Genomic DNA, 12499 nt, shown 5'->3' on the forward strand with positions numbered 1-12499 from the left:
CCCCTCCGCCTTCCCCGCCCCCGGTATACATTTCCATGGACTTCACCGACGTCGATCTCCCCGTGCTCATCAAGTTCATCAGCGAGCAGACCAAAAAGAACTTCATCTTCGACGAACGCGTCCAGGGGAAGATCACGATCATCTCGCCCCGGCGAATCACCCTGGACGAGGCCTACAACGTCTTCCTGTCCGTCCTCCACGTCAAGGGGTTCGCCACCGTGGAGCAGGACAACACCATCAAGATCATCCCGATCAGCAGCGCCCGGCAGGAGAACCTGCCGACGGAGACGGACGGGAGCCGGGAGCCCGGGGCAAAGATCATCACAAGGCTGATCCCCCTTCAGTACGTCGACGTCGCGGAGATCGTCACCCTGCTGACTCCGCTCGTATCCAAGGACGGTCTGCTCACCTCATTTCCCGCCTCCAACACCCTGATCATCATCGACTCCCGGTCGAACATCGACCGGGTCATGCGGATCCTCGCGGAAATCGACCGGGAGGGGACGGGAAACACGCTCCATATCGTCGCGCTGAAAAACGCCTCCGTCACGGAGATCGCCAAGACGCTCGATTCCCTCTATCAGGAGGTCGCGACCCCCCAGGTGGTCGGCCGCGGCGTCCGGGCCGTTCGTCCGGGCAGGGCACGCGGAAACGCCCCGAAGTTCATCCCCGACACCCGCACGAACATCCTGCTCATTCTCGCGGGGAAGGATGCGATCGACGACATCCTGGACCTGATCGCCAAACTGGACATCCCGACCCCGGAGAACACGGGAAAGATCAACGTGTACTACCTGGAGAACGCGGACGCAGAGGAGGTCGCCAAGGTTCTCGCCAATCTCACCGAGAAGCGGCCTGGCGCGGCCGCCCCGGCCCCCGGGCAGCCCGCCACGATCCGGGGGGTCATCACCGCGGAACTCGAAGGGGGGGTAAAGATCACGGCGGACAAGGCCACGAACTCCCTCATCATCATCGCCTCGCTCAACGACTACCAGACCCTCGTCGAAGTCATCAAGAAACTCGACATCCGCCGGCGGCAGGTCTACGTGGAGGCGCTGATCATGGAGATCAGCCTGGACAAGGCGCGCGACCTGGGCGTCGAGTTCCGCGGCGCGGCCGAAACCCGCAACAACGGCGCCGTTCTCGGGGGAACGAACTTCAACTTCGCGGGCAATCTGAACGAGCTGCTGGCTTCCCTGGCCACCGGGAACCCGCTGCTGTTTTCCGGCACCGGGTTCATCGCGGCAGGAATCGCGGGCAACGTCAAGCTTCCGGATGGAACGGAGATCCCCGCCATCACGGCGGTTCTGCGGGCCGCGCAGACCCGCGACAACGTGAACGTTCTCTCCTCCCCTCACCTGTTGACGCTGGACAACAAGGAGGCGGAGATCATCGTCGCCGAGAACGTCCCGTTCATCACCAGCCAGTCCCGCGACACGACGAACCTCGCCAACGTCATCAACACGGTCGAACGGAAGGACGTCGGGATCATCCTCCGGATCACGCCGCACATCCACGAGAGCGAGTACGTGAACCTCGAGATCTACCAGGAATCGTCCGCCGTCAAGGGGGACTCCCTGCTGGCGACCTCCACGGTGGGCCCCACGACGACGAAACGGTCCGCCAAGACCAGCGTTCTCGTCAAGAACAGCGAGACCGTGGTTCTGGGCGGGATGATGCAGGAGACGGTCAACAACAGCGAGTCGAAGATTCCGCTCCTGGGGGACATCCCTCTCCTGGGGCACCTCTTCAAGTTCTCCTCGGTCAGCCGGAAAAAGACGAACCTGCTCATCTTTTTGACCCCGCACATCATCAGGAACCCGGAAGAGATGGGGCGGATGACCAACGAACACCAGAGGAAGATGGACGATTTCATCGAGCAGCACAAGGGGGAGGTGGAGAGGATCCTCCCCGAGAAGAAGCCGACGGAGGCGAAGTGAGCCAGGAACCGGGAAAGGATAGGACGCAGGACCTCTCGGCGCTTTCCGCCGAGGCCGGCCTGCTCGAGAAGATCCCGATCGGGTATGCGCGGAAGCACCTCCTCCTCCCCTGCCGGGAGGCGGACGGCTCCCTCGTCGTCCTCTCCGGGCGGCCCGAGGCGACCTACGCGCTCGACGAGATCCGCTTCCTCGTCGGGCCGGTCCGCGTCCTCCCCGCCCCCGAGGAATTCATCCTGAAGAAGATCGACGCGGCCTACGAGCGGTACCACACCCCCGAGCGGGAGATGGCGGAGGGGCTTTCCGGAGAGTGGGATCTCGACGTCGATGCGGCGTTCGAGGAGACCCGCGACCTCCTCGAAACGCCGGACGAGGGCCCGGTGATCAAGTTCGTCCACTCCCTGATCTTCCGGGCGATCCGGGAGCGGTCCAGCGACATCCACGTCGAGCCGTTCGAAAAGGAGCTCGTCGTGCGGAATCGCGTCGACGGGATCCTCTACCCCATGGTCACCGCGCCGAGGAAGTGGCACGCCCCCGTCGTGTCCCGCATCAAGGTCATGGCGAGCCTCGACATCGGCGAGCGCAGACTCCCCCAGGACGGGAGGATCAAGATCCGCCTCGGGGGCAAGGAGATCGACATCCGCATTTCCGTGGTGCCCACGGCGTTCGGGGAAAGGGCGGTCCTTCGGATTCTCGACCGGTCGAACCTCCTGCTGGGGCTCGAGGACATCGGGCTTGCCCCCGGCGACCTGGCTTCGCTGCAGCGCCTCCTGGGGAGGTCGAACGGGATCCTGCTCGTCACCGGCCCGACCGGCTCCGGGAAGACCACGACCCTCTACGGGGCGCTGCGAAGGCTCGACTCGGGAACGAAGAACATCATCACCATCGAGGACCCGGTGGAATACCAGATCCACGGCATCGGGCAGATCCAGGTCAACCCGAAGATCCACCTCACCTTCGCCGGCGGACTGCGGTCGATTCTCCGGCAGGACCCCGACATCATCATGGTGGGGGAGATCCGGGACTCCGAGACGGCGGAGATCGCGATCCAGGCCTCGCTGACGGGGCACCTCGTGCTGTCCACCCTCCACACGAACGACTCGGCCAGCGCGGTGACCCGCCTGGTCGACATGGGGATCGAGCCCTTCCTGGTCGCCTCCTCCCTGACGGCGGTTGTCGCCCAGCGTCTCGTCCGCAAGCTCTGCCCGGACTGCCGCGCGCCGTATGTCCCCTCCCCCGCGCAGTGGCGGGAGGTGGGGCTCGCCGGGGAGCCCTCCGGCCGGTTCTTCGCCCCGGGCGGGTGCCCCTCCTGCATGAACACCGGCTACCGCGGGCGGATCGGGATCTTCGAGATCCTGATCGTGGACGACCGTCTCCGCGCCCTGATCCTGGAGCGCGCGGATTCCGAGGGGATCAAGGCCCACGCGACCGGCCGGGGGATGCGCACGATCCTCGCGGCGGGGGCGGAAACGGTCCGCGCCGGCATCACCTCCGCGGAGGAAGTGCTGCGCGTCACCCAGGAAGAGTAAGAGGTCCCCGTGCCCACGTACCGGTATACGGGAATCTCCCAGGCAGGAGCCGAGAAGAAAGGGGTCCTCGACGCCGAGACCGTCTCCGCCGCTCGTCTGAAGCTCCGGTCCGACGGGATGTACCCGGTCACGATCGTGGAGGATACGGGCGGCGGCAGGTTCCTCCCCTCCCTCTCCCTGCTCGGCCGGAAAGAGTTCCTCCCCCTCCTCACCCGCCAGCTGGCCACCCTCGTCGGGGCGGGCGTCCCCGTGATGTCCGCGCTCCAGTCGCTCTCGGCCCAGGTGGACGACCCCGAAAGCCGCCGGGTGCTCGTGGAGGTGCAGGAGGCCGTGCGCAGCGGCATGTCCCTCGCGCGCGCCGTCGAGTCCCATCCCGGGACGTTCCCCGAGCTGTACGCCAGCATGGTGCGGGCCGGGGAGGAAAGCGGCACGCTGCCCCTGTCGCTCTCCCGGCTGGCCGACCACCTCGAGGAACAGGCGCGGACGGTCAACCGCGTCCGGTCCGCCCTCACCTACCCCCTGCTCATGGCCTCCGTGGCGGCGCTGGTCGTCGTCTTCCTGCTGTCGTTCGTCGTGCCGAAGATCGTCGGGGTCTTTTCCCACATGGGCCAGGCCCTTCCCCTCCCCACCCGCGCGCTGATCGCCGTGTCGAACCTTCTGGCGGCCGGGTGGTGGGTATTGCTCCTGCTGCTTGGCGCCCTGATCGTGGCGGGCAGGCGGTACCTGTCCACCGACAAGGGGAAAAGGGCCCGGGACGCCTTCCTGCTGCGCCTTCCCATTCTCGGGAGGATCGTCCACCTGTCGGCCCTCTCCCGGTTCGCCCGGACGCTTTCGACCATGGCGACTGCCGGGATCCCCATCGACCGGGCGCTGCGGATCGTCGCCCCCGTCGTGGGAAACGCGGTGATCGCGGAGCACATCGAGGCGGCGGCGGCCCGCGTCGTGGAGGGGTCCTCGCTGTCCGATGCGCTTCGCCACCACGCCGAGATCCCCCCCACGCTCGTCCAGATGGTGGCCGTCGGGGAGGAAAGCGGGAAGCTCGACTACCTGCTCGAGAAGATGGGAGAGGCGATCGACGGGGAGGTGGAGGCCCGGCTGTCCCGCGCCCTCTCCCTGATGGAACCGGTTATCATATTGTTGATGGGGACGGTCGTCGCCTTCATCGTCATCTCGATTCTGCTGCCGCTGCTCGAGATCTCCACGATCGTCCGCTAGAGGAGGGACAAGACATGGTACGGATGCCGAGCGGAAGGAACCGGATGCGCGACCGCGCCGGGTTCACCCTTCTGGAAATCATGGTCGTCATCGTCATTCTGGGGCTCCTCGCGGCTCTCGTGGTCCCCAGGCTGATCGGGCGGACGGAGGAGGCGAAGCGGACCCAGACCCGTCTCCAGATCAAGAACATCGAGCAGGCCCTGCAGCTTTTCAAACTCGACAACGGCTTCTACCCCGCCACGGAGCAGGGGCTCGAGGCCCTCGTGCGGGCCCCCGAAACCGGCAGGGTCCCGAAGAATTACCGGAAGGGAGGGTACCTCGACCGGGTGCCGAAAGACCCCTGGGCCAACAATTACGTGTATGTCTCCCCCGGCTCTCACGGGGACTACGACATAAGCTCCTACGGGGCGGACAATGTCCCCGGCGGGGAAGGCGAGGATGCGGACATCAACTCCTGGGACGCGCCGTAGCCCGGGCTTCACGTTCATCGAGCTGTCGATCGTCCTCTTCGTGCTGGGGCTGCTGCTCTGGCTCGTCGTCCCCCGCATCTCTTCCGTCGCCGGCCCCAGCCGCGACACCGTGTTCCGGGAGATCGCCGCCGGTTCCGAAGCGGCATTCGACACGGCCCTCTTCGAAAAACGGGAGGTCCGCCTCGTCATCGACCCGTCCGCCGGGACCTACCGGTTCCGCACCATGGAGGAACAAAGGGCCTTGCCGGCGCCCCGCGGGCTGTCGGAGGGCCTGACGATCACGGGGGTCCGGATCGAGGGGGAGGACCGCCCTCCCGACATCGTCACCGAGATCCGCTACCTCCCCGGCGGGAAGATCCCCGCCTTCCGGATCTTCTTCCGCGAATCCGGCGGGGGCGCGAATCCCCCCGAGTGGACCCTCCGGGTGAACCCCACGGACGGTTCGGTCGACATCCTCGAAGGGAACGTCACGGTCGATGCGTAGAAGAGCCGCCTCCCCGGATGGCTTCACGCTCCTCGAGGTCCTCGTGTCCCTGGCGATCCTCTCCGCCACGCTCATCATGGCGTACCAGGTCACCTCCGCGGCCATTTCCGCGGGGGAGAGATCGGAAGCGTGGACGACGGCATCCCTCCTGGGCGAGGAGAAGCTTCGGGAAGTCATCGAAACGTTCCCGGAGATCCAGGAAACGGAAGGGAAATTCCCCTCTCCCCACGAGGGGTACTCGTTCCGGCTGGCCGTCAAGCAGGCCCTCCACGCCGACGCCCGGGAGGTGGTCCTCGCCGTGTCCTGGAAGACGGGCGGAACCGTGGAATCGATCACCCTGTCGGGGCTGGCGGTGCGATGAGCAGGACGGCAGGCAGACGCGGCTTCACCCTCGTGGAAGTCCTTCTCACGCTGGCGATCTTCTCCGTGGTCCTCCTCTTGCTCCTCTCCTCCTTCACGGGGGTGGAGCGCGCCCGGGAGATCCTCTCGGACAGGTACCGGGATTTCCGGCAGCTGAGAATGAGCATCGACCGGCTCGGGGCGGACATCCAGGGTGCGTTCTCCTCCGACGGCAACGAGGCGACGGCGCTTTCCTGCCACGAGGACACCTTTTCGGGGAAGCCCGCCGCCACCCTGGTCTTCACCGCCTTCGTGCTTCCGGAGCAGGGCGGACCGCGCCCTGCGGACGGCATCGTAAAACTCCGGTACTTCCCGAAACTCGGCCGGGAGGGCAAGTTCCTCGAGCTCTACCGCGAGGAGTCCTCCCTCCCCCTGATCGAGAACAAGATCCCCACGCGGGAGATCCGGATAGCGGACCGGCTTTTGGGCTTCCGGATGGAGTTCTTCGACGGGAGCGCGTGGACGAAGGAGTGGCCGTCGGGCGGCCGGAAAAAGACCGCGCTGCCCCGCAAGGTGGCCATCATCCTCACCTCCTCGTCCGGCGAGGAGTACCGTCGGGTCGTTCCCCTCCCTCTCGCGGGGACGGAGGCGGCGATCCCGTTTTCGGGAAGGCGGGCGGGGGCAAAGCAATGAGGGCGCGGAGGGCCGGCGACCGGGGGGTGGCCCTTCTCATCACCTTGTTGATCCTCGTGCTGATCGTCACCCTGGTGTGGGAGGTCTTCCGGGTCGGAGCGCGAGCGGCGCAGACGGGGGCATACGGCCGCGACTCCATCCGCGCGGAGCTCGTGGGGGAGGCGGGCGTCGCGGCGGCCCGGATCGCCCTTCGGGAAGACGCGGGGAACAACGATTACGATACCCTCGACGAGGTCTGGTCGAGACCGGTCCCCCCCATCGACCTGGGCGAGGGAACGATCCACATCGTGGTGGAGGACGAGGAGCGGAAGATCCACCTGAACCGCCTCGTGCTTCCCAACGGGAACGCGCCCGACGACCAGAGGCTCGCCGTCTTCCGGAGGCTTCTCGAGATCCTCGAGATCGACCCGTCGCTCGCGGACGCCGTCGTCGACTGGCTCGACAACGACGATACGCCCCGCGTGGGGGGCGCTGAAAGCCCCTACTACCTCTCCCTCCCCTTCCCCTACAAGGCGAAGAACGATTTCTTCGACACCGTCGACGAACTTCGTCTCGTCCGGGGAATGACCCCGGAGGCGTTCGAGAAGCTGCGGCCGTTCGTCACCCTCTATTCCTCGGGGAAGGTCAACCTCAACACGGCCCCGAAGCAGATCCTCCTCGCTCTTTCCGCGGGGCAGGACGCGGCCGAGGCCGGGGAGATCACCGAGGCGACGGCCGACCAGATCATCGAGGACCGGAAAGTGAATCCCTTCCGGAAGATCGAGGAGATCGGGAACGTGAGCCCGTTCCTTCTTGATCTGTACAAGAAGACACGGATCCGCGACCTCATGGACACCCGGTCGACCGCCTTCCACGTGCGTTCCTCGGGGGAGTTCGCCGGAACGGTCCGGACGATCGATTCCGTCGGGATCCGGTCCGGAAAAACTATACAATGGCGGTACTGGAGAGTAGAATAACGCACCGAATTTCACGATCCGCGGGGGGAGCATGAGACGTGTCCTGACAGGGATCCTGGCAATGGTGCTCGCCGCCGCGATGGCGGCGACGGCGGCGGCCGAAAGGACCGTCCCGGTGAACGATCCCGCCTCCCCCGGCGTCTTCGACCAGCCCTCCGTGGCGGTGGAGGGAGCCGTCAACCACGTCGCCTACATCGGCGCGGACACCGCGGCCGGCCCCTTCCGCGTCTACTACGCGGCGATCGACGGGGGGACGGACTTCACCAACCTCTCCCTTTCCCGGACCACCGCGGGGTTTTTCGTCACCCCGCCCACGCCGATCGACAACACGGACGCGGGGAATGATCTCTACGCCGACGCCCGTCACCCCCAGATCGCCCTTCGTTCCTCCACCGAGGCGGTGATCTTCTTCCAGGCCAAGCCGGTCGCTTCCGCCGACCCGACGTATGCGCTTTATGTGGCGCGTCTCACGCTGTCGAACAAGGCGGTGGTGAAGCGTTCCGTGCGCAGGGTAACGGGAGTCGGCGGTTTTCAGGAGGACGTCTCGTTCGGACTGGTCACGGCGGACAACTCGGCCAGGCTGGCCTACGCGGGAAGGCAGGGGGTCGCGGACCCGTTCGGCGTCTACTACGCGAGGATCTCCCTGGAGAGCGCCGCCGTCACGGGAAGCCCCGGAACCCCGCTTCTCCTCTCCTCCGTGGCGGGAAGCACCGGCTTCCGCCCGCTGCCCAGCCTGAAACTCGACGGACTGAACCGCGCCCACGTCGCCTGGGCCGCGAACAGTAACTCCTCCAACCCCAACGGGATCTACTACGCTCTGGTGAAGGAGACAAGCGGGGCGGACAACGTCGTGATTGCGGCGACCGAGGTCCTCGGGCGGTCCCGGAAGTTCGGGCACCCGAACCTCCTCGTCTCCGGGAACAGCTCCATCGTCATCCTCGCGGCGGACGAGTCCCTCCCGGGGACGGCCGGGAACCTCGGCCTGGTGAACATCAACCCCGACGCGGACAACCAGGACGGAAGCCCGGTCGAGATCTCGACCAACACCAACTTCCTTCTCACCCCGCCGGGGGAGGCGATCCTGCCCGGGGATTTCAGCGTCTTCCGGCCCGCGGCGTTCCTCGACATCCTCGGGGCCATCCATGTCACGGGATACGGAAGCGGCGGGACGAGGTCCGTCTACTTCGCCTTCAAGTTCGCCTCCTCGTATCCTTTCGCGCAATTAACGACAATCCCGCTACCGGTGGGCCTCGACTCCTCCGAGTTCCCGGTCTCCCTCGACGGGGACTACACCCGGGCCGCCTTCGGGTTCATCAGCGGAAAGGTCGTCGTCTTCTGGTCCGGCGCGGTACCGGGTACGGGAAACAGGAACCTCGACGTCACCGGCCTGCCCACGTCGAAGGCGGAATCGTTCAACGAATCGGGGTGCCGTGTCGCGGCCAATCCCGGACCGGCCGGGAATGACAGGACCCCCGACGCCCTCCTGATCCTGCTGCCGCTGGCCGTCCTCGGAATCCGCCGATTCTTCAGGAAAGCCCTTGTGGGGTAGACGCTTTCCCCGGGGGCGGTGGCTGTGGATCGTCCCGGGCGTTTTGCTGTTCCTCCTCGTCTTTCTCCTGGCGATTTCCTACACGCTCCCGGGAAGCGTGATCCTTTCCCTTGTTCGCCCCTTCCTGGCGAAGTCCGGGTTCGAGATTTCCGCGGAAACGGCACGGACGGAGTTCCCCCTGGGGATCCGGCTGGAAAACGCCGCCTTCTTCCGTCCGGGAACAGGAGAGCTTCGGCTGGACACGATCCGGGCCGGGTGGGAGTGGACCGGCCTCCTCCGGTGGCTCCCGGTCCACGTGACGGTATCGAAAGGGAACGCGAAGGCGCAGCTGTACACCTCCCCCCGGTTCTGGAACCCCGGGAAAGGGCGCCTCTCCCTCGAAAACGTCGCCAGCGAAGAATTTGCCTCCCTTCTCCCCCCTTCCACGTCGGGAACCGGATTCCTCCTCGAGTCCGCGGAGGCGCGATGGAGCCGCTCTTCTTCGGGGGAGATCTCCGGGAGGGGAAACGCAAGGTTCACCTGGCTGCGCGTCCCGATCCGCCAGTCCTCCTCGCCCATCCGGGAGGCCCTGCTGCAGGATGTGAAGGCCCTTTTCGCGGTACAGGGGAAATCCCTCATCGTTTCCTCGATCGCCGGAACCTACGAGGGGGCGCATGTCGAGGGAACCGGCGAGATCGCGGAACTTTTTTCCCTCCCCCAGGCCACGATCACGTTCCACCTCCGGATCGAGAACCCCCTCGAGGGAAAGATCGCCACCCTATTTGACCTGCTGGCGAAAAACGCCAAGAATGCTAATCTGAGGATCCGGGGGCCTCTCCTGTCGCCAACGGGAGAGTTCCAGTTCTTCTAAAGGAAGGAACATTGAGAAGCCTGGGGATCTCCATCACGCGCAACTTTCTTTCCGCCGTCCTTTGGGAGCACTCCCTCCGTTCCTCGAAGATGGAGGGATCGTGCGAGGTCCCCTGCACCGACCCGTATGGCAGCGGGGAGGACATCGCCCGGCTCGCGGAGGAGGTCCGCAGGATCGCGGGTCCCGGCCCCCTTCCGTCCGCGGTACTCTCCCTTCCCCCCGCCTGGACGTTCCTGCGAATGATCCGGCTCCCCGTCACCGACCTGCCGCGGGCGAAAAAGATGCACATCGCGGAACTCGAGGGAAACCTCCCGATCGACGACGAGGAGATCCTTTCCGACATCCTTCCCGCCGGGGAGCCGGGGACGTTCCTGGCCGTCGCAGCGAGGCGGTCCGCCGTCGAGAAGGTCGTGTCCTCGTTCACCGAGGCGGGCTTTCGCCCGGACCGGGCGATCACCGACCACGTGTCGCTTCTGTGCGCCGTTCTCTCCTCGAAGAAAGGATTCTCCGGCCTGGTCTTCTCCGACCGGAGCGATTTCGTCGCCCTTCGGCTGTCCGGAGGCGCCATCGCCACGGCCCGCCAGTTCCCCGAGGCGATCGCCGCGACCCCGGGGGAACTGGTGAGCGGAATCCGGGAGATCCTGGAGGCCGATGCGCACGGCGCATCCCCCCAGGCCTCCATCGTGGTCGGGGATCTTCCCCCTCCTCTCGCGGAACTCCTCCCCCACCCGGACTTTTTCGTGGCGCCGGGGGCGGCCGGGAACGTCTCGCCCCTCGCCTACGGCGCGGCGCTCGCGCCTTTTTTCGGGCGGGAAACCGGCAACTTCTCCCTCCGGACCTCCGCGGAGGCCGAGACGGAACGGGCGCGGAACCGGTCCCGGGTCCGCATCACGGTCGCCTTGGGCGTCATCGCCTTGATCTCCCTGGTCGGTACGATCCTGGTCGCGCAGTGGGCCGAGGGGAAGAAAGTCTCCCAGATCCGGGCCCAGATCCGGAAGGAATTCACCGAGGCCGTCCCGGGCGTCAAGGTCGTCGTCCAGGAAACGGCGCAGATCCGGGAAAAGATCCAGGCGCTCGCCCGCCAGAGAAAGGAGCTGGGGTCCGATTTTCCGGAGCCGACCGCCATGCTGGCGAAGGTGTCGCAGGCGCTTCCGGCGAACCAGAACGTTTCCGTCCGCGAGGTATCCTTCGATTCCGGCCGGCTCCGCCTTCAAGGCGACGCGGGGTCGGCGGAGCTCGTCGAGACGTTCCGCACCTCGCTCGTGGCCGCCTTCGGACGGGACGCCACGGTGACCGTCCAGGAATCCGAGGGAAGCGCCCGGGGAGGGAACGTGCGGTACACGATCCTGATCGAGAACGGGGGAAACGGCCGTGCTTCGTAGCCGCGAGAAGGTCGTCCTCGCGCTGGGCACGTGCGCAGCGGTCCTGATCCTTTTGCTCGCGTTCGTGGTGATCCCCGGGATCTCCCGGGTGCGGTCCCTGTCGCGGGGTTCGGTGGTCGCCGAAAAGGACCTGGCGGAACTCCGGAAGATGCGCCCGGAGCTCACGATCCTGGACCGGGAGGTGCGCCGCCGGTTGAATCAGGTCAACGCCGCCGCCAACTCCCCACAGTCTCCGCTGGCGCGTCTTACCGCATCGATCCAGGAGGCGGGCTTCCCGCAGTCGGCCTTCAGCCTCAAATCCGCCGGATCCCGGACGGGGGAATACGTCGGCGAGGAGTCGTTCGATCTGAAGATGCAGAACCTGACCTACCTGGAAGCGGTCCGCCTCCTCACCCGGCTTTCGAACGGGCCGCTGCCCGTCGTCGTCCGTTCCGCCAACCTGAAGAGCCGCTTCGACGACAGCAAGTACCTCGACGCGACCCTTCGCATCGGATTTCTGCTCCCGGCGGCCCGATGACCCGCCGGATCCTCCTCGTCGCGATCCTTCTCCTCCTGCTGCTGCCCGCGTGCCGGGACGACCGCAAGCGACCCGACCTCACCGCGGAGGAGGAGGCGATCCTCAAGGAGAAGGCGGACGAAAAGATCGGCCTGATCATCCGGGAAAATCTGCCCGCTCTTTTCGCCGGCATCGTCGTGTTCCGGTCCGACGCCTTCCTCACCCAGTCGGAGATGCTTTCCCGGCGCGAGCTGTCGGTGCTGGACTCCTTCGGAAACGCCGCCGTCGTCCTCCTCAACTCCCCCGACATCCCGCCGCTTCTCAAGGAGAAATCCGTGAGGAAGATCTCCTACCTCTGCCGGCAGGGGCCCCTTGCCCGGATCCATCCCGCTTTCCTGATGGAGGTTCTTAACCGGTTCGGCGAAGGGAAGGAAACCGTGCCGACTTCCTTTCTCGTCCGGTTCCGGGAGATGCCGCAGGAGAAAGAGGAAAAATTCGTGGAGGCGGCCGGCTTTACCGTCGCATCCCGCGCGGGGGTCGTCTGGGCCGTCTCCGGACCGCTCACCTCCCTGCCCCGTCTTCTCGAAGACGACCGAATA

General features: G+C 66.1%; 13 protein-coding genes. All 13 read left to right on the top strand.

From position 1 onward, the window contains the following. Window positions 1-1940, top strand: a 1940-nt coding sequence (gene gspD / locus VJ307_05110) for a type II secretion system secretin GspD (GenBank protein HJX73518.1), incomplete at its 5' end; no start/stop codon positions are given. Continuing rightward, a complete protein-coding gene (gene gspE / locus VJ307_05115; protein HJX73519.1) occupies window positions 1937-3466 on the top strand; it encodes a type II secretion system ATPase GspE in 1530 nt (509 codons plus the stop codon). The genes gspD and gspE, both read left to right, overlap by 4 nt. 9 nt (window positions 3467-3475) lie before the next feature. Further along, window positions 3476-4681, top strand: a complete 1206-nt coding sequence (locus tag VJ307_05120) for a type II secretion system F family protein (protein ID HJX73520.1) — start codon at window positions 3476-3478, stop codon at window positions 4679-4681. A 14-nt stretch (window positions 4682-4695) separates the two neighbouring features. Then, window positions 4696-5151, top strand: a complete 456-nt coding sequence (gene gspG, locus VJ307_05125; GenBank protein HJX73521.1) for a type II secretion system major pseudopilin GspG — start codon at window positions 4696-4698, stop codon at window positions 5149-5151. Further along, complete coding sequence (locus tag VJ307_05130) at window positions 5120-5635, top strand: prepilin-type N-terminal cleavage/methylation domain-containing protein (protein HJX73522.1); 516 nt, start codon at window positions 5120-5122, stop codon at window positions 5633-5635. The genes gspG and VJ307_05130 overlap by 32 nt, the downstream gene beginning before the upstream one ends. Continuing rightward, on the top strand, window positions 5628-5996 hold the full coding sequence (locus tag VJ307_05135; protein HJX73523.1) for a prepilin-type N-terminal cleavage/methylation domain-containing protein: 369 nt from the start codon (window positions 5628-5630) through the stop codon (window positions 5994-5996). The genes VJ307_05130 and VJ307_05135 overlap by 8 nt, the downstream gene beginning before the upstream one ends. Beyond that, on the top strand, window positions 5993-6667 hold the full coding sequence (locus VJ307_05140; protein ID HJX73524.1) for a type II secretion system protein GspJ: 675 nt from the start codon (window positions 5993-5995) through the stop codon (window positions 6665-6667). The genes VJ307_05135 and VJ307_05140 overlap by 4 nt, the downstream gene beginning before the upstream one ends. After that, the gene (gspK, locus tag VJ307_05145) at window positions 6664-7623 is read left to right on the top strand and encodes a type II secretion system minor pseudopilin GspK (GenBank protein HJX73525.1); all 960 of its coding nucleotides are present in this window, start codon (window positions 6664-6666) and stop codon (window positions 7621-7623) included. Before VJ307_05140 ends, gspK begins: the two co-directional genes overlap by 4 nt. 31 nt (window positions 7624-7654) lie before the next feature. Beyond that, window positions 7655-9172 (top strand): hypothetical protein, encoded by a 1518-nt coding sequence (locus tag VJ307_05150; GenBank protein HJX73526.1) that lies wholly within the window; start codon window positions 7655-7657, stop codon window positions 9170-9172. Beyond that, complete coding sequence (locus VJ307_05155) at window positions 9162-10022, top strand: hypothetical protein (protein ID HJX73527.1); 861 nt, start codon at window positions 9162-9164, stop codon at window positions 10020-10022. The genes VJ307_05150 and VJ307_05155 overlap by 11 nt, the downstream gene beginning before the upstream one ends. 11 nt (window positions 10023-10033) lie before the next feature. Continuing rightward, entirely contained in the window at window positions 10034-11404 is a 1371-nt protein-coding gene (gene gspL, locus VJ307_05160; protein HJX73528.1) for a type II secretion system protein GspL, read from the top strand. Then, window positions 11394-11921 (top strand): hypothetical protein, encoded by a 528-nt coding sequence (locus VJ307_05165; GenBank protein HJX73529.1) that lies wholly within the window; start codon window positions 11394-11396, stop codon window positions 11919-11921. Before gspL ends, VJ307_05165 begins: the two co-directional genes overlap by 11 nt. Next, the coding region (locus tag VJ307_05170; protein HJX73530.1) for a hypothetical protein at window positions 11918-12499 on the top strand (582 nt) is incomplete at its 3' end. The genes VJ307_05165 and VJ307_05170, both read left to right, overlap by 4 nt.

Source organism: Candidatus Deferrimicrobiaceae bacterium, assembly GCA_035256765.1.
GTDB lineage: Bacteria > Desulfobacterota > Deferrimicrobia > Deferrimicrobiales > Deferrimicrobiaceae > CSP1-8.

Bases quoted from the DNA above. Each gene is read 5' to 3' on its own strand.
- gspG (HJX73521.1), top strand. From the start codon at position 4,696: ATGGTACGGATGCCGAGCGGAAGGAACCGGATGCGCGACCGCGCCGGG.
- VJ307_05130 (HJX73522.1), top strand. From the start codon at position 5,120: ATGCGGACATCAACTCCTGGGACGCGCCGTAGCCCGGGCTTCACGTTC.
- VJ307_05135 (HJX73523.1), top strand. From the start codon at position 5,628: ATGCGTAGAAGAGCCGCCTCCCCGGATGGCTTCACGCTCCTCGAGGTC.
- VJ307_05140 (HJX73524.1), top strand. From the start codon at position 5,993: ATGAGCAGGACGGCAGGCAGACGCGGCTTCACCCTCGTGGAAGTCCTT.
- gspK (HJX73525.1), top strand. From the start codon at position 6,664: ATGAGGGCGCGGAGGGCCGGCGACCGGGGGGTGGCCCTTCTCATCACC.
- VJ307_05150 (HJX73526.1), top strand. From the start codon at position 7,655: ATGAGACGTGTCCTGACAGGGATCCTGGCAATGGTGCTCGCCGCCGCG.